At 63.0% G+C, this 16,872-nt stretch carries 19 protein-coding genes; 13 read left to right on the forward strand and 6 right to left on the reverse strand.

Annotation, left to right across the window (positions count from 1 at the left end; translation table 11 throughout):
• The first annotated feature begins 18 nt into the window (after window positions 1-18).
• The 7 genes from tatB to LB532_RS08615 all read left to right on the forward strand — a co-directional run bounded on the left by tatB (window position 19) and on the right by LB532_RS08615 (window position 6,951).
• Complete coding sequence (tatB, locus tag LB532_RS08585; protein WP_140638951.1) at window positions 19-753, forward strand: Sec-independent protein translocase protein TatB; 735 nt, start codon at window positions 19-21, stop codon at window positions 751-753.
• Entirely contained in the window at window positions 750-1,613 is an 864-nt protein-coding gene (tatC, locus tag LB532_RS08590) for a twin-arginine translocase subunit TatC (RefSeq protein ID WP_140495766.1), read from the forward strand. The genes tatB and tatC overlap by 4 nt, the downstream gene beginning before the upstream one ends.
• Before the next feature lie 375 nt (window positions 1,614-1,988).
• Entirely contained in the window at window positions 1,989-3,293 is a 1,305-nt protein-coding gene (gene serS / locus LB532_RS08595; protein WP_140638950.1) for a serine--tRNA ligase, read from the forward strand.
• The gene (surE, locus tag LB532_RS08600) at window positions 3,293-4,051 is read left to right on the forward strand and encodes a 5'/3'-nucleotidase SurE (protein ID WP_140638949.1); all 759 of its coding nucleotides are present in this window, start codon (window positions 3,293-3,295) and stop codon (window positions 4,049-4,051) included. The genes serS and surE overlap by 1 nt, the downstream gene beginning before the upstream one ends.
• On the forward strand, window positions 4,048-4,701 hold the full coding sequence (locus LB532_RS08605) for a protein-L-isoaspartate(D-aspartate) O-methyltransferase (protein WP_140551462.1): 654 nt from the start codon (window positions 4,048-4,050) through the stop codon (window positions 4,699-4,701). Before surE ends, LB532_RS08605 begins: the two co-directional genes overlap by 4 nt.
• A 177-nt stretch (window positions 4,702-4,878) precedes the next feature.
• Window positions 4,879-6,408, forward strand: a complete 1,530-nt coding sequence (locus LB532_RS08610) for a LysM peptidoglycan-binding domain-containing M23 family metallopeptidase (protein ID WP_140638948.1) — start codon at window positions 4,879-4,881, stop codon at window positions 6,406-6,408.
• 237 nt (window positions 6,409-6,645) lie between these two features.
• Window positions 6,646-6,951, forward strand: a complete 306-nt coding sequence (locus LB532_RS08615; protein ID WP_140638947.1) for a hypothetical protein — start codon at window positions 6,646-6,648, stop codon at window positions 6,949-6,951.
• Window positions 6,952-7,034: 83 nt separating this feature from the next.
• Here LB532_RS08615 and LB532_RS08620 read toward each other — a convergent pair whose 3' ends face one another.
• The gene (locus tag LB532_RS08620; RefSeq protein ID WP_224556617.1) at window positions 7,035-7,910 is read right to left on the reverse strand and encodes an ATP-binding protein; all 876 of its coding nucleotides are present in this window, start codon (window positions 7,908-7,910) and stop codon (window positions 7,035-7,037) included.
• 278 nt (window positions 7,911-8,188) lie between these two features.
• On the opposite strand from LB532_RS08620, the gene yajC reads away from it, so the two are divergent.
• The 6 genes from yajC to LB532_RS08650 all read left to right on the forward strand — a co-directional run bounded on the left by yajC (window position 8,189) and on the right by LB532_RS08650 (window position 13,861).
• Window positions 8,189-8,527: a preprotein translocase subunit YajC gene (gene yajC / locus LB532_RS08625; RefSeq protein WP_027024896.1), complete on the forward strand. Its 339-nt coding sequence runs from the start codon at window positions 8,189-8,191 to the stop codon at window positions 8,525-8,527.
• 51 nt (window positions 8,528-8,578) lie between these two features.
• Window positions 8,579-11,131 (forward strand): protein translocase subunit SecDF, encoded by a 2,553-nt coding sequence (gene secDF / locus LB532_RS08630; RefSeq protein WP_140638945.1) that lies wholly within the window; start codon window positions 8,579-8,581, stop codon window positions 11,129-11,131.
• 29 nt (window positions 11,132-11,160) lie between these two features.
• The gene (locus LB532_RS08635; RefSeq protein WP_140638944.1) at window positions 11,161-11,550 is read left to right on the forward strand and encodes an Mth938-like domain-containing protein; all 390 of its coding nucleotides are present in this window, start codon (window positions 11,161-11,163) and stop codon (window positions 11,548-11,550) included.
• Window positions 11,551-11,575: 25 nt separating this feature from the next.
• On the forward strand, window positions 11,576-12,394 hold the full coding sequence (locus LB532_RS08640) for a phytoene/squalene synthase family protein (protein ID WP_140638943.1): 819 nt from the start codon (window positions 11,576-11,578) through the stop codon (window positions 12,392-12,394).
• Between the two features lie 82 nt (window positions 12,395-12,476).
• A complete protein-coding gene (locus LB532_RS08645) occupies window positions 12,477-12,911 on the forward strand; it encodes a type II secretion system protein (protein WP_140638942.1) in 435 nt (144 codons plus the stop codon).
• Entirely contained in the window at window positions 12,911-13,861 is a 951-nt protein-coding gene (locus LB532_RS08650) for a sterol desaturase family protein (protein WP_140638941.1), read from the forward strand. The genes LB532_RS08645 and LB532_RS08650 overlap by 1 nt, the downstream gene beginning before the upstream one ends.
• Window positions 13,862-13,878: 17 nt before the next feature.
• Here LB532_RS08650 and LB532_RS08655 read toward each other — a convergent pair whose 3' ends face one another.
• The 5 genes from LB532_RS08655 to LB532_RS08675 all read right to left on the reverse strand — a co-directional run bounded on the left by LB532_RS08655 (window position 13,879) and on the right by LB532_RS08675 (window position 16,869).
• Entirely contained in the window at window positions 13,879-14,211 is a 333-nt protein-coding gene (locus LB532_RS08655) for a type II toxin-antitoxin system RelE/ParE family toxin (RefSeq protein ID WP_140638940.1), read from the reverse strand.
• Window positions 14,195-14,485: a type II toxin-antitoxin system ParD family antitoxin gene (locus LB532_RS08660; RefSeq protein ID WP_140638939.1), complete on the reverse strand. Its 291-nt coding sequence runs from the start codon at window positions 14,483-14,485 to the stop codon at window positions 14,195-14,197. Before LB532_RS08660 ends, LB532_RS08655 begins: the two co-directional genes overlap by 17 nt.
• A gap of 72 nt (window positions 14,486-14,557) precedes the next feature.
• Entirely contained in the window at window positions 14,558-15,970 is a 1,413-nt protein-coding gene (gene trmFO / locus LB532_RS08665) for a methylenetetrahydrofolate--tRNA-(uracil(54)-C(5))-methyltransferase (FADH(2)-oxidizing) TrmFO (protein WP_140638938.1), read from the reverse strand.
• Between the two features lie 569 nt (window positions 15,971-16,539).
• Window positions 16,540-16,680 carry a DUF1127 domain-containing protein gene (locus LB532_RS08670; protein ID WP_013531314.1) on the reverse strand — a complete coding sequence of 47 codons (141 nt, stop codon included), beginning with the start codon at window positions 16,678-16,680 and terminating at the stop codon, window positions 16,540-16,542.
• A 48-nt stretch (window positions 16,681-16,728) separates the two neighbouring features.
• Window positions 16,729-16,869 carry a DUF1127 domain-containing protein gene (locus LB532_RS08675; protein ID WP_013531315.1) on the reverse strand — a complete coding sequence of 47 codons (141 nt, stop codon included), beginning with the start codon at window positions 16,867-16,869 and terminating at the stop codon, window positions 16,729-16,731.
• Window positions 16,870-16,872 lie beyond the last annotated feature (3 nt).

A 16,872-nucleotide genomic window follows, 5' to 3' on the forward strand; every position in this document is an offset into this window, starting at 1 on the left:
TAGTCGGAACGGATAGCCATGTTTGAAGTCGGCTGGACCGAAATGCTGGTGATCGCGATCGTTATGATCGTGGTCGTCGGGCCGAAGGATTTGCCCAACATGCTGCGCACCTTCGGCCGCACGACGGCGAAGCTGCGTGCCATGGCGGCCGATTTCCAGAAGCAGTTCAACGAGGCACTGAAGGAAGCGGAGCTCGACGACGTCAAGAAGTCGGTCGACGAGCTAAGGGGGCTCAGCCCGGTTGCCGAGATCAGGAAACAGCTCAATCCGTTCGAGCAGGCGGCCGCGGATGTGCGTTCCGGCGTCGACGCGGCGATGAAGCCGAAGCCGGCCGTCGATACGGCGGCGCCCGCGGGCCCGGTACCGCAGGCGGCCGAACCGCTGAAGAACGGTGCGACCACCATGCCGGGGCCCAATGACCCCGATGCCACGCCGGCCGCGCCGATCTTCCCGGTCATGACGGATGAATCGGTGGTGGCGTCTTCAGTGCCGACAGAGCTGACGCCAAAGGCACCCGCGGCAGGGAAGGCGGCCAAGGCTTTGGCGAATGGCGCGAAAGCTTCCACGCCTGCGAAAGCGGCGACCGCCAAACCCGCGCCAGCGCCCAAAGCGCCGGCGAAGCCCGTGGCGGCGTCAAAGGCTGCCAAGGCTGCCAAACCGGCAGCAGCCAAGACGGCGACGACGAAGGCCGAGGCGAAACCGGCGCCAGCGAAGAAGCCGGTGGCCAAAAAGACGGCGGGAGCCGCCAAGTGAGCGTTTCGGACAAGGAAAAGGACGAGATCGAGAAATCCTCGGCGCCGCTGATGGAGCATCTCATTGAGTTGCGCCGCAGGCTGATCTGGTCGCTCGGCGGCTTCTTCGCCGCGTTCCTGGTCTGCTTCTTCTTTGCCAAGAAGCTGTTCAACCTGCTTGTCGTGCCGTTCAAATGGGCGACGCAATGGGCGGGGCTCGATCCGCACAAGGTCGAGCTGATCTACACCGCACCGCAGGAATTCTTCTTCACCCAGGTCAAGCTCGCCATGTTCGGCGGCATGGTGATCGCCTTTCCGCTGATCGCCACGCAGATCTACAAGTTCATCGCGCCCGGCCTCTACAAGAACGAGCGCAACGCCTTCCTGCCGTTCCTGATCGCGTCGCCCATCCTGTTCCTGATGGGCGCCTCGCTGGTTTATTTCTTCTTCACGCCGATGGTGATGTGGTTCTTCCTCGCCATGCAGCAGTCGGGCACCAACGACCAGGTGCAGATTTCGCTGCTGCCGAAGGTGTCGGAATATCTCAGCCTGATCATGACGCTGATCTTCTCCTTCGGCCTGGTGTTCCAACTGCCGGTGGTAACCAGCCTGATGACGCGCGTCGGCATGCTGTCATCCAAGGCGCTGGCCGAGAAACGCAAATGGGCAATCGTCATCGCCTTCGTCGTCGCGGCGGTCCTGACGCCGCCCGATCCGATGAGCCAGATCGGCCTCGCCATCCCGACCATCCTGCTCTACGAGGTCGCCATCTGGTCGGCGCGGATGATCGAACGCAGCCAGGAGCGCGAGCGCCTGGCGCGGGAGAAGCAGCAATCCGAGGAAGAGGTGGCGGAAAAGCCGGCGGACGCATCCTCCACATAGGGCAGGGCGCGTCGCCCCTGCGGGCTGCCGGGCTCGGAATCGGTGTGCGGCCCGATGTCGATAGGAATTTTTTCTTGACCTCGTGCCCGCCACTATGGTAGATATTTACCTATGGTGCTGATTTGCGCCAACGCCCCGCCGCCGAGGCGGGTTTTTTATGTTGGGCTGTCGCGCTATCCCTCACCAGTCGAAAGCGGGCCTGCGGCCTTGCCGTCAGCAAGCCCGATCTTGCATCGATCAGAGATGCGGTTTACCCCCTCTGGCCTGAAACGCATCGCGAAACCCACGATGCGTTTCGGGCTTTATTCTTGAGCATATCGTAGCGCAGACCGTCGCGCGCTTTGGGCGGCAAGCTACCGCAGGAGCTTTCAGACCATGCTTGACATCAAATGGATTCGCGACAACCCGAGGGCCCTTGTCGAGGCGCTGGCGAAGCGCTCGTGGTCGGCCGAGGAAGCGCAGTCCACCGTCGATGACCTGATCGCCAGGGACGAGGCACGGCGCGAACATGTCACCGAGCTGCAGACCAAGCAGGAACGCCGCAACGCCGCCTCGAAGGAGATCGGCAACGCCATGCGCTCGGGCGATGCGGCCCTTGCCGAAAAGCTGAAAGCCGAAGTCGGCGAGATAAAAACCTTCATCCAGAACGGCGAGGCGCGCGAACGCGAGCTCGACAAGGCGCTCAACGACGCGCTGGCGGTGCTGCCCAATGTGCCGCTCGACGATGTGCCGGTCGGCAAGGACGAGCACGACAATGTGGTCAAGCACATTGTCGGCAAGGTGCCGACGCGGCCGAACTGGGTGAAGGAGCATTTCGAGATCGGCGAAGCGCTCGGCATGATGGATTTCGAGCGCGCCGCGAAACTCTCGGGCTCGCGCTTCACCGTGCTGAAGAGCGGGCTGGCGCGGATGGAACGCGCGATCGGCCAGTTCATGCTCGACCTGCACACGACCGAGCATGGCTATGAGGAAGTCATCCCGCCGCTGATGGTCAAGGACGATGTTCTTTTCGGCACCAACCAGCTGCCGAAGTTTGAGGAGGATCTGTTCTTCACGCCGCATGGAGATGGCAGGCTTGGCCTGATCCCCACCGCCGAAGTGCCGCTCACCAACCTCGTACGCGAGGAGATCACCGCGCATGAAAAACTGCCGCTGCGCTACACCGCGCTGACGCCGTGCTTCCGGTCGGAGGCCGGCTCGGCAGGCCGCGACACGCGCGGCATGCTGCGCCAGCACCAGTTCTACAAGGTCGAGCTGGTATCGATCACCGATCAGGAGTCCTCGCTCGCCGAGCATGAGCGGATGACGGAGTGTGCCGAGGAAGTGCTGAAGCGGCTAGAGTTGCCATTCCGCACCATGGTGCTGTGCACCGGCGACATGGGTTTTGGCGCGCGAAAAACCTATGATATCGAGGTGTGGCTGCCTGGCCAGAACGCCTATCGTGAGATCTCGTCCTGCTCTGTCTGCGGCGATTTCCAGGCCAGGCGCATGGACGCCCGCTACAAGGACAAGGACGGCAAGGGCAACCGCTTCGTCCATACGCTGAACGGCTCAGGCACGGCTGTCGGGCGCGCACTTATCGCTGTCATCGAAAACTACCAGAATGAGGATGGCAGCGTAACCATTCCTGAAGTGCTGCGGCCTTACATGGGCGGGCTGAAAAAGATCGAATCGAAATAATGCGCATTCTCCTGACCAATGACGACGGCATTCACGCCGAGGGCCTGGCATCACTCGAGCGCGTCGCGCGCACATTGTCCGACGATGTCTGGGTGGTGGCGCCGGAGCAGGACCAATCCGGCTATGCGCACTCGCTGTCGATCTCGGAGCCGCTGCGGTTGAGGAAAATCGGCGAGAAGCACTTTGCCGTGCGCGGCACGCCGACCGACTGCGTCATCATGGGCGTGAAGAAGATCCTGCCCGGCGCGCCCGACCTGATCCTGTCGGGCATCAATTCCGGCGCCAACATTGCTGACGACGTCACCTATTCGGGAACCGTCGCCGGCGCCATGGAGGGCGCGCTGCTCGGCATACGCTCGATCGCGCTCAGCCAAGGCTACAGCACTGTTGGCGAGGACCGCGTCGTTCCCTATGAGACCACTGAGGCGCTGGCGCCGGCACTGCTCAACAAGCTCGTCGCGACGCCATTGCCGGACGGCGTGCTGCTCAACGTCAATTTCCCAAACTGCCTGCCCGAAGAAGTCGCCGGCACGGTGGTCACCTCGCAAGGCAAGCTCGTGCACAGCCTGTGGGTCGACGAGCGGCGCGATGGGCGCGGCCTGCCTTACTACTGGCTGCGCTTCGGCCGCGAACCGGTCGAGGGCAAGCAGGGCACTGACCTCTTCGCGCTGCGCAATCGCCTGGTGTCGGTGACGCCGCTGCAGCTCGACCTCACGGCGCATGAGATTCGTGACCAGCTGAGCAAGGCCCTTGCATGAACCTGCCAATCGATGACCGAGAAGGATTTGCCGCCTTCCTGCTGCGCCTGCGCGGCAGGGGGACCGTGCCGAAGGCGCTGATCGCGGCCTTCGAGGCGACGCCGCGGCGCGGCTTCCTGGCCGCCCAGTTCCATTCCATCGCCTGGTCGGACCGCATGCTGCCGATCGAATGCGGCGAAGCGATCGAGGGCGCGGACATGCAGGCGGCGGTGATCGCCGCACTCGCCATCGAAGTCGGGAACCGCGTGCTCGAGATCGGTACCGGCTCCGGCTATACGGCAGCGGTGATGTCGCGCCTGGCAGGCCGGGTTGTCACCATCGACCGCTACAAGACGCTGGTCGAACAGGCGCGGCAGCGTTTCGAGGCGCTCGGCATCGGCAACGTCATCGCGCGCCAGGTGGATGGTTCCTCCGGTTTGGCCGCAGAAGGCCCGTTCGACCGGATCGTCGCCTGGGCCGCCTTCGACAGCCTGCCGCGTTTCCTGCTCGACCAGTTGTCGAGCGGCGGCATCGTGATCGCGCCGATCGGACCGGAGGAGGGCGAGCAGGTGCTGGCCAAGCTCACCAAGGTCGGCAGCCGTTTCGAGCGCGAGGATATCGGCCTCGTGCGCCTGCAGCCGGTATTGCGCAGCCTGGCGGCCGTTATCTAGGGATTGTCCATGTCAGCCGGCCTGCAACGGCGGCTGCGCGTGCCTCTATATGGGCAGTCTGGGCCGCCCCAAATATTTTAAGAAAATTTCCGTCTGATTCTAAGGGGTTAACCGACCAGTAACATTAACGCGCTTTAATCCTGTCCAGTTGGTGCAGAGTTTGTGCGGGTTAGTGCGATGCAACTCAGTGTTTTGAAGGCGAACAGTCGCAATTTGGCGCGGGGCTGCGCTGTTCTCATGATCGCGGGTGCTGCGGCTGGGTGCAGCTCGCAGGTGTCGCGGTTCAACGGCGTCGACGACGTCTTCACCTCCTCGACAAACAATCAGCGCGCCATCATCAACAAGCAGGACGCCGTGCAGCAGCCCTATCCGGGGGATGTCGCGGCCGCGCCGCTCGATGGCACCCACACGCAGTCGGTCAGTCGCTCCAGCCTCGAACCGGTGTCGACGCGGCCGCTGCCGCCCCCGGTCGCCCAGGCGCAGCCGGCTCCGGCGCTGGCACCCGCCGCCAACCCGGTGCGCGTTGCATCGGCGCCCGCTCTGGTGCGTCCGGCGCCGCATGTCGACCGGACGACGACCGGCACGGTTGCTCCCGCGGCCAAGCCCTTCAAGGATGCCCAGCCCGACGCCAAGGCAGCCGGTACGCCGCACGCCACCGAGATCGTCGTCAGGGACGGTGAAACGATCTCCGGCCTGGCGCAGCACTACAAAGTGCCGGCCGACGTGATCATGAAGGTCAACGGGCTGAGCCCGACCAAGGGACTGAAGACCGGGCAGAAGATCGTCATTCCGGCCTATGGCTATTCCAGCAAAGCCGAGCCCAAGGTGGCCGACGCCAAGCCAGCCAATGGCAAGCGCGACTTGCCGGCCACCGCGCCGGAAAAGGTCGCCGTGCTGCCGCAGCAGCCGAAGCTCAAGGAGGGCAAGCCGGCCGCGCAGGTCGATGCATCGGCGGCGGCGAACAAGCCCAAGGACAACAAGCCCGCGCCGCAAGTGGCCGCCGCCGCGCCCAAGGCCGGCGCCGGCACCTATACGGTGCAGTCGGGCGATACGCTTTCCTCGATCGCCAGGAAGACCGGTGTCGGCGTCGTCGCCATCAAGCAGGCGAACGGCATGCAGGACGGCTTGCTGAAGATCGGCCAGACGCTGAAGGTGCCGGCCGGCGGAACGGCCACGGTAGCCGTCGCAAAGCCCGCGGCGGTAGACCCGGTGACGACAGCCACGACGCAGCCGGCGGCCAAGACTACGCCTTCGCAAACGCTGGCGTCCTACACGCCGCCGAAGAAGGACGCCAAGGTCATCCAGCAGGCCGAGGACGACGACGCTGTGGCGCCGGACGCCACCGGCATAGGCAAGATGCGCTGGCCGGTGCGCGGCCGCGTCATCTCCGGTTTCGGTTCCGGCAAGGACGGCGTCGACATCGCCGTGCCGACGGGCACGCCGGTCAAGGCGGCCGAGAACGGCGTCGTCATCTATGCCGGCGACGGTCTCAAGGAATTCGGCAATACGGTGCTGGTGCGCCACGAGAATGGCCTGGTCACCGTCTATGGTCACGCCAGTTCGATCGAAGTGCAGCGCGGCCAGAAGGTCAAGCGCGGCCAGGAAATCGCGCTGTCGGGCATGAGCGGCACGACGGACTCGCCGAAGCTGCACTTCGAAGTGCGCAAGAACTCTGCCCCGGTCGATCCCTCCGGCTATCTCGAATAGTCGGGGCTACCTGGAATAGAATAAAAAAAGCGATTGCGGGCCGCCTGACCTCCAGTCCGGCCCGCCGGCTCAGCCCGCCCCGCAAGGAGCGGGCTTTTTCAGTTGGTTGCGGGATCCACGTCGTTGTTTCCACGCATGTCGTCGTTCCAAAACCGGGGCCGCCGTCAGAAAAGCGGTTATCTGCATTTTAACTAATATAGAGGAAAGTCATTCTCGACGCTCTGCAAGGAGAGTGGAATGACTGAATCTGTCGAAGAGGATGAACTTCCGTCTGCCAGCCCAACGCATCGCTGGCAATCGCATGTGCGAGCAACTGCTTTGATCGTTGCGCCGGTCATTTCGATCGCAAGTGCCGCTCTGGCCGGCTATTTCTCCTATGCAGTGATCAATACCAAGCCGCCCACAGACATGTCCAGGCTGGCCATTTCCATCCTGAAATCAGGTGATTCTTCACCAGAAATGCAGGCCTGGGCAACCGATACACTCGGGATACAAACCGATATTCCCATGGTTCTGGGAAGCATAAAGCCTGTGCGGCAATGAACACGATATAGAAACCAGCGTCCCCGGACGGGGTCGGCCACGAAACTTTTGTGGCCGGCTCCTGTCCACCCGTTGTACCCCGCCTAGTCCTTCAACGCCTTGCCGAGCCGGCCTGCGAGGTCCTGCGTGAACTGCCAGGCGACGCGACCGGAGCGGCTGCCGCGCGTCGTTGCCCATTCCAGCGCCTCGGCGCTCAACTGGTCGGGGTCGATGTCGAGCCCATGATGGCTGGCGTAGCCGTTGACCATTTCGAGATATTCGTCCTGCGAACATTTGTGGAAGCCAAGCCACAAGCCGAAGCGATCGGAGAGCGAAACCTTCTCCTCGACCGCCTCGGACGGATTGATGGCGGTCGAGCGCTCATTGTCGATCATGTCGCGCGGCAGAAGATGGCGGCGGTTCGATGTGGCGTAGAAGATGACATTGGCCGGGCGGCCCTCGACGCCGCCTTCGAGCGCTGCCTTCAATGATTTGTAGGAGGTATCGTCATGGTCGAAGGAGAGATCGTCGCAAAACAGGATGAAGCGATAACGCGCGGCCTTCAGCAGCGTCATCAGCTTCGGCAGCGTATCGATATCCTCGCGATGGATCTCTATCAGCTTGAGCGGGCGGTCGAGTTTCGGCGAGGCGTTGATTGCGGCATGCACAGCCTTGACCAGCGACGATTTGCCCATGCCGCGCGCGCCCCACAAAAGCACGTTGTTGGCGGCATAGCCGGAGGCGAAGCGCTCTGTGTTGTCGACGAGGATGTCGCGCACCCGGTCGACGCCGCGGATCAGGCCGATGTCGACGCGGTTCACCTTGCGCACCGGCTCCAGATAACCCGGATCCGCCTGCCAGACGAAGCAATCGGCTCCGCCAAGGTCGGTTTCGGGCACAGGCGGCGGGGCGAGGCGGCTGACCGCCTCGATCAGGCGGTCGAGTTTCTGGTTCAAGGCGTCGATGCTGCTATCGGTCATCTCTGGTCTTTGCTTCGGTTCTTGCGTGGGGCAGGTTCGACCTCGGCGGCTTCGAAATCGGCTGCAACCGTTTGTTCGAGCGTGATCTTTTGCGAAAACCCGCTCGCGCTTTTCGCGGTCATGCTCTAACACGGGCGAACAAGCCGGAAAAGCAGCCGATTTGCCTGGCCACGCAGTTGCATTGGCAACTTTACCGACTATATTCCGGCCAAATTTCGCGGGGCTGCCAAATCCACTGAACCGTTTGGCGGCTGTTTTCAAAATTCAGGAGTACCTCGATGTTCGTGACACCGGCATATGCCCAAGGCATTGGGGCTTCTCCCGACATGTTCATCAGCATTTTGCCGTTCGTCCTGATCTTCGTGATCATGTATTTTCTCATTATCCGGCCGCAGCGCACGCAGCTGAAGAAGCGCGGCGAGATGCTGGCGGCCGTGCGCCGCGGCGACACGGTCGTCACCGGCGGCGGCTTCGTCGGCAAGGTGACCAAGGTGATCGACGACAATGAGCTCGAGATCGACCTCGGCGGCGGCACCAAGGTGACGGCGTTGCGCTCGACGATCGCCGACGTGCGCGTCAAGGGCGAGCCGGTGGCGAACCAGAACGCCAAGAAATAACCAAATTCCAGGCGGAGCGATCCGCGGACACGCTCTGACGGACGACGCTATATGCTTTATTTCTCGCGCTTCAAGATGATCCTGATCTGGCTGGCCGTGGCCGCCACAGTGGTCCTCGCCGCGCCCAATCTCATTCCCGCAAGGACGCTGGCGCAGCTTCCGAGCTGGGTGCCCAAGCGGCAGATGACGCTCGGCCTGGACCTGCAGGGCGGCTCGCACATCCTGCTCCAGATGGATCAGAACGATCTGGTCAAGGCGCAGCTGGAGACGACGCGTGACGAGATCAGGACGCTGCTGCGCGAGGCCAAGATCGGCTATACCGGCCTGGCGGGCACGGGCAGGACCGTACAGGTCCGCATACAGGACCCGAACCAGCTCGATGCGGCCAAGACCGCACTGAAGCCGCTGACCGATCCGGTCGCCGCAAGCCTGTTCACCGGCGGGTCCGTCCAGGAGATGGCGCTGGATGATTCCGAGCCCGGCCTGCTCAAATTCACCGTCACCGACGCCGGCATAAAATATCGCACCTCGGCTGCGTTGGCACAGTCGATCGAAGTCGTCGAACGCCGCGTCAACGAACTCGGCACCACCGAACCGATCGTGCAGCGGCAGGGCGATGACCGCATCCTGGTGCAGGTGCCCGGTTTGCAGGACCCGCAAAGGCTGAAGGAAATCATCGGCCAGACCGCCAAGCTGACCTTCCAGATGGTGGACCAGTCGATGCCGGTGCAGGATGCGCTGAAGGGCCGTCCGCCGGCCGGTTCATCGATCCTCTATTCGCAGGACGATCCGCCGGTTCCCTACCTGATCGAAAACCGCGTAATCGTTTCCGGCGAAGACCTCTCAAAAGCGACCGCAACCTACAACTCGCAGACCAACGAGCCGGTGGTTTCCTTCACCTTCAACTCGCGCGGCGCGACCCGGTTCGGGCAGGCGACATCGCAGAATGTCGGCAAGCTGTTCGCCATCATCCTCGACAACCAGGTGATTTCGGCGCCGCAGATCCGCGAGCCGATCCTGGGCGGCTCCGGCCAGATCTCAGGCAATTTCACGGCCGAGAGCGCCAACGACCTCGCGGTCCTGCTGCGCGCAGGCGCGCTGCCGGCAAAGCTGACCGTGATCGAGGAGCGCACGGTGGGCCCGGGCCTCGGCCAGGATTCGATTCATGCCGGCAAGGTCGCCGGCATCATCGGCTCTATCCTTGTCGTCGCCTTCATGTTCGTAGCCTACGGCTTGCTCGGCTTCCTCGCCAACATCGCGCTCGCGGTACACGTCGCGATGATCGTCGGATTGCTGTCGCTGCTTGGCGCGACGCTGACCTTGCCAGGCATTGCCGGTATCGTGCTGACCATCGGCATGGCCGTCGATTCCAACGTGTTGATTTATGAGCGCATCCGCGAGGAGCGGCGCGCCGGACGCTCGGTGATCCAGGCGATCGACACCGGCTTCTCGAAGGCGCTGGCGACGATCGTCGATTCCAACGTCACCTCGCTGATCGCGACCGTGGTGCTGTTCTATCTCGGAACCGGGCCGGTGAAGGGCTTTGCCATCACCTACGCCATCGGCATCCTGACCACGGTGTTCACCGCTTTCACCTTTACCCGGCTGCTGGTGTCCATCTGGCTGCGCCGCGCCCGCCCGAAGGAATTGCCGAAGGCGCCGGTGACCTTCGTTCCGCCCGGCACGAAGATTCCGTTCATGGGCATTCGCCGCTGGACCTTCGCGCTGTCGAGCCTGCTGTCGGTCCTGTCGGTGGTGCTGTTCATGACCGTCGACATCAACTACGGCATCGATTTCAAGGGCGGATCGCTGATCGAGGTGAAGTCCAAGAGCGGTAATGCCGATCTTGCCGACATCAGAGCCAGGCTCTCGGAACTGAATATCGGCGAAGTTCAGGTGCAGCAGTTCGGCGAGCCGAACGACGTGCTGATCCGCGTCGGCACCCAGGACGGCGGCGAGAATGCCGAGCAGACCGTCATCGACAAGGTTCGTGGCGAGTTGCAGGACAATTACGATTTCCGCCGCGTCGAGGTGGTGGGACCGACCGTGTCGGGGGAACTGGCCAAGCAAGGCACGATCGCCATGCTGGTCGCGCTGGTGGGCATCCTGATCTATGTCTGGTTCCGCTTCGAATGGCAGTTCGCGGTCGGCGCCATCGTGGCGACCGTCCACGACGTGGTCATGACCATAGGCTTCTTCGTTATCACCGGGCTGGAGTTCAACCAATCGTCGCTGGCAGCGATCCTGACCATCATCGGCTACTCGCTGAACGATACGATCGTGGTCTATGACCGCGTTCGCGAGGATCTCAGGAAATACAAGAAGATGCCGCTGCCGCAGCTCCTCAACAACGCCATCAACGAGACGCTGTCGCGAACGACGCTGACCTCGGTGACGACGATCCTGGCGCTCCTGGCGCTGGTGCTGTTCGGCGGCGAGGTGATCCGCTCGTTCACGATGGCAATGCTGTTCGGCGTCATCTTCGGCACCTATTCGTCGATCTTCATCGCCGCGCCGCTGCTGATCCTGTTCAAGCTGCGGCCGCAGGCCACGAGATCGGACGAGGAAAAGCCGGTCGGCGGCGGCAAGGCGGTCGCGACCTGACGCGCGACCCGAAGGGCGGATCGGCAGGGATGGCCAAAGGTATCGTCATCCGCGAGGCGCATTTCCCCGGCCGCGCGCCGATCGAGGCCTATGGCAATGGCGGCTTCCGTTTCGCCGACATGTCGCATCGCGGTTCGCTTCTATGCCTGCCGTCGGGCATCCATGGCTGGGAGCCGGCGGACCCATCTGCGCTGACGGTGGCGGATTTCGAACGGCTGCTGGCCCAGGCCGAGAAGATCGAAATCCTGCTGGTCGGCACGGGCAAGGATTTACGACCCTTGCCGGCGGGGCTTCGCGCCGCCTTGAAGGCGGCAGGCATAGCCGCCGACCCGATGGCGACGGGTGCGGCGGTGCGGACATATAATGTCCTGCTCGCCGAGGATCGCGCGGTCGCCGCCGCGCTGATCGCCGTCGACTGACGTGGACCACAGAGGCGAAATCGTCATGGGCGCGGTCCGCGCCGCCGACCATGACCGCTATCTCAGTGCGCTCTATGCGCCGACCGACAAGCGCGTCGCGCTGTTTTCGCTCTACGCCTTCAACGCCGAAATCGCGGGCATTCGCGACCGCATCCGCGAGGCCTTGCCGGGCGAGGTGCGGTTGCAATGGTGGCGCGATGTCATCGCAGCAGCCGAAGGGTCCGAGACGGGCCATCCGATCGCGGATGCGCTGAAGGCCACGATTTCCAGGTACAGCCTGCCGAAACCGGCATTCGAGAACATGCTCGAGGCCAGGATCTTCGACCTCTATGACGACCCGATGCCGTCGCGAACCGATCTCGAAGGCTATTGCGGCGAAACGGCAGCCGCGCTCATTCAACTGGCGGCAATGGTGCTGGATCCAGGAGTGGCCCCACGTTTCGCCGAACTGGCCGGTAGGGCGGGTTGCGCGCAGGCGATTACGGGACTGTTGCTCCTGCTGCCGCTGCATCGCAGGCGCGGGCAGTGTTTTGTTCCGGCCGACATCCTGGCCGCGGCGGGTTCGTCTCCGGAGGAATTCGTCACCGACGATGGTGGACCAGGTGCGCAGCGCGCCGCCGCCGCCATGATCGCGCTGGCGCGGGAGCATCTCTCGGCCTTCGAGAAAGGCGCATCGGATTTGCCGGCTTCGCTGCGCCCGGCCTTTCTGCCGCTGGTCCTGTCGCGAGCCTACCTGGCGAAAATGGAACGCGGTTCGCCGCTCGACGGCACGGTGCGACTCTCGACCATGCGCCGCCACTGGCTCATGCTGCGTCACGCGATGGTGGGCTGGCCAGCACTTTGACGTAAACGTCAATTGTGCTAAGGAATCGCTCAACCGGGAATTGTTGCCAAGACAACAGGCCGGCTGGAGGAGATGCCTGTCCATGAGCCTGCCCGTGCTGGTCGTGATCGTCGTATTCGGCATCGCGCTGTCGGTCGCCGCCGTTCATTTCTCCGGCGGCAGCCGGAAGGCCAGGCTGGCCGATGCGGAGCAGGCGCGAGAGCGTTTTGCCGAGGATTTTCCGGATGAACCGGCGGCCGCCATCCGTCTCACAACCGACGGTCGGACCGCGTTCCTGGAACTCGGGCGACGGCGCCTTGGCATCGTGCAGACCATCGGGGACTGTTTCCTGACGCGGATCGTCACGCCGCGCGATGTATTGGCGTGGAGTGACGATAGTGCCGGCACGATTGCGCTGCGCCTTGCCGATTTCACCTGGAAAGGCGGCCGCTTCACTTTCGCAAACGCTGCCGACGCGCATGCTGTGCTTAGAGTTCTTCAGCCGCAGCATCCTCGTTCGACCAGGGAGGCCGCGTAATGGGCGATTACAATTTTCCGCAGGTTACCCAACTCGCCATCCCGTTCTTCGTTGCCGCGATCCTGATCGAGCTGTGGCTGGTGCGTACCGGCCGGGCCAAGGGCTCGTTCGAGACGCGCGACACGCTGACCAGCCTGATGATGGGCACCGGCAATGTCGTCGCCGGGCTGCTGCTCGGCGTCGTCTCCTACTGGGCGCTGCTGTGGCTCTGGCAATTCCGGTTGTTCAATCTCGGCCTGTCGTTCTGGGTGTTCCTGGCCGCTTTTCTGCTCGATGACCTGCGCTACTACATCTACCACCGCATTGCGCACCGGGTGCGCTGGGTGTGGGCCGAGCACGTCAACCACCATTCCAGCCAGCACTACAATCTGTCGACGGCACTCAGGCAGAGCTGGACGGGCCTGTTCACCTTCATGTTCGTGCTGCAGGCGCCGCTGGTGCTGCTCGGTTTCCATCCGGCGGTGATTGCCTTCACCTTCGGCTTCAATCTGGTCTGGCAGTTCTGGATACACACCGAGACGATCGGCAAGATGTGGGGCTGGTTCGAATTCATCTTCAACACGCCGTCGCATCACCGCGTCCACCACGCCACCAATCCTCGCTATCTCGACGCCAACTATGCCGGCACGCTGATCATCTGGGATCGCATGTTCGGCACCTTCGTTCCGGAATTGGAGGAAGACCGGCCGCGCTACGGCATCGTCAAGAATCTAGGCACCTTCAATCCGCTGAAAGTGGCGTTCCATGAATGGATCGGCATGTTCCGGGATGCGCTGATGCCGGGGTTGGGCCTTGGGGACCGCCTGAACTATCTGATCAAGCCGCCAGGTTGGAGCCATGACGGCTCGCGCGAAACGTCGGAAAGCCTGAAAGCAGCCTATGTCAGGAGAAACCCGGGTGAGGCAGGTCGGCCAGGGTTACCGATGGCGGTTACCGAGCCGGCGGAGTAGATGTTTCGTCGCGGCAGCTAAGAAGGGTCACTCGAACCGCCGTCGCGCATCAATGTCTCGTAATCGCGGCCGCCATAGAAGATATTGACGATGCTGATGACATCACTCTCGATCACGTAGGCGATGACGGCGGAGTGCTCGAACGGGACGGTTCGCAGTCCCGGCGCCATGTCGTCGCGCGAGCGACCACCGCGAGGTGCATTGCCGATGTTGTGGCAGCGGTCTTCGATGCGCAGAACGAACCTCAGCGCTACATCCGGATTCCCGCCAGCTTCGACGATGTGTTTGAAAATGTTGGCAAGATCGTTGTTGGCACTTTCGCGATACTCGACTTCAAGCCGCCGAATCATCGGCACGGCTCGAATATTGCTCAGCCAATTTCTTAAGCCGGTCGCGAACCTGCTCTCCGGAAAGGTTCGGTCTCGTGTCCTCGATCGAAGCCTTCACCCGCGCCCGGATCGATGCCATCCGCTCGGCGTGTTCCTCCTCTTCGCGCTGGAAGGCGCGGAGTGCTGCACGGATGACTTCGCTTGCCGAGCCGAAAGAACCGTCATCGACCCTTTCGCGGATCATGCGCGCCATGGCGGGCGTTACGGTGATGGAAAGTTTCTCGGCGGCTTCCATTGGTCGGCTCCCGGGCGAAAAGTGGGATACTATACTACTTTACGTCCTGATCCAATCCGAACGAGCACCCCGTTACTCTGCCGCTTGGGCCGTCTCGGACGGTAGTCCCAGCCATTGCCGACAGTCAGCCCGCGCACGCGACGTGATCGCATGGCGCTTGGCTGATGTCTTGTCCTTGCCGCGCAGGCGCTTGCCGTCGGCCTTTGGCGCTTCCACCGGTGGGAACAGGCCGAAATTGACGTTCATCGGCTGGAAGGAGCGTTTTCCCGGTTCGTCGTCAGAAACGATGTGGCCGCCGGTGATGTGGTTGAGCAAGGCGCCGAAGGCGGTGGTGAGCGGCGGCAGCGACGGTGCATGGCCGAGCCGCTCGGCGGCGGCGAAGCGGCCGGCGAGCAGGCCGATGGCGGCGCTTTCGACATAGCCCTCGCAGCCGGTGATCTGGCCGGCGAAACGCAGACCGGGCCGCGACTTAAGCTGCAGCGAGCCGTCGAGCAAGGTCGGCGAGTTGATGTAGGTGTTGCGATGGAGGCCGCCGAGGCGGGCGAATTCGGCGTTCTCCAGGCCAGGAATCGTGCGGAAAATGCGCACCTGCTCGGCATGCTTCAATTTGGTCTGAAAGCCGACCATGTTGTAGAGCGTGCCCAGCGCATTGTCCTGCCGCAGTTGCACGACGGCGTAGGCCTTGACAGTCGGATTGTGCGCGTTGGTGAGGCCCATCGGCTTCATCGGCCCGTAGCGCAGCGTCTCGACGCCACGCTCGGCCATGATCTCGATCGGCAGGCAGCCGTCGAAATAGGGCGTGCCTTCCCATTGCTTGAATTCTGTTTTCTGGCCCTCCACCAGTGCCTGCACGAAGGCAAGATACTGGTCCTTGTCCAAGGGACAGTTGATGTAGTCCTTGCCGGTGCCGCCGGGCCCGACCTTGTCGTAGCGGGACTGGAACCAGCAGGTGTCCATGTCGATCGTGTCGAAATGGATGATGGGCGCGATCGCATCGAAGAAGGCGAGCGCATCGGCGCCCGTCGCTTCGGCAATCGACTGTGCGAGCGAGGGTGCGGTCAGCGGGCCGGTGGCGATGATGGCCTGATCCCATTCGACCGGCGGCAAGCCGGGAACTTCCTCGCGCTGGATGGAGATCAGCGGATGTGCCTCGATCCTGGCCGTCACCGCGTCGGAAAATCCGTCGCGGTCCACGGCCAGCGCGCCGCCGGCCGGCACCTGGTTCGCGTCGCCGGCGCTCATGATCAGCGAGCCGGCCAGCCGCATTTCGGCATGCAAAAGACCGACGGCGTTGTTCTCGGCGTCGTCGGAGCGGAAGGAATTGGAGCAGACGAGTTCGGCCAGGCCGTCGGTCTTGTGCGCCTCGGTACCGCGAACGGGCCGCATTTCGTGCAGCACAACGGGAACGCCGGCTTGCGCCGCCTGCCATGCGGCTTCGGATCCGGCGAGGCCACCGCCGATGATGTGGATTGGGTTTTTGCTCATGAGCGCCGGAATAATCGCTTGGCGGAACGATTGCAATTGCCGCGCCTGGAACGACATGGCCACGGCGGTGAAGGCTGCCCTGAAACAACAACACCCGCCGGGGGAGGAGGTCCGGCGGGTGTCGTTTTGGGGGTCGACCCTCGGGAGGAGGTGAAGGCCGACCGTATTCGTCATCGCCGGGGAGGAGGTCGGCTCTGACGAAATTCTTTTTGCCATTTTGGAAGGGGGCAAAGCCCTCTGGAGCAAAACTCATTTGCTCCGGGGAAACAACGCCCGCCGCGGGAGGAGGTGCGGCGGGCGCCGTTTGGGTGGCCAACCTTCGGGAGGAGGTGAAGGCCGACCGTATTCGTCATCGCCGGGGAGGAGGTCGGCTTTGACGAAATTCTATTCGCCATTTTGAAGAGGGGCGAAACCTACAGAGCAAAATTCCTTTTGCTCCGGGGAAACAACGCCCGCCGCGGGAGGAGGTGCGGCGGGCGCCGTTTTGGTGGTCAACCCTTGGGAGGAGGTAAGGGGTGACCGTATTCGTCAGGGTCGGGGAGGAGGTCGACCCTGGCGAAATTCCGTTGTTAGATCGCCTGGCGGGCGATGATCTTGATTTCGTCGCGGACGATGCCGAGATCATGCAGCTGGCGGTTGGAAAGGCGACCCAGCTCGGTAACCGTCTCGCGATAAACGCGCCAGTTACGATAGTTGCGGATCAGGTTCATTGTCATGCTCTTCTCAAAACTGGTTCGGACCATTCGCGGTCCGAAGGATTAGACCGCCTTGCGAGCGACGTAAGGAATGTCGCTGCGGCTGATGCCGAGGTCGGTCAGTTCACGGTTGCTCAGGCGGCTCAGCTCGGAAACGGTGTCCCGGTAGCGGCGCCAGTTGCGGTAGTTGCGGATCAGGTTCATGGT

Source organism: Mesorhizobium sp. ESP-6-2 (assembly GCF_020164675.1).
Taxonomy (GTDB): domain Bacteria; phylum Pseudomonadota; class Alphaproteobacteria; order Rhizobiales; family Rhizobiaceae; genus Mesorhizobium.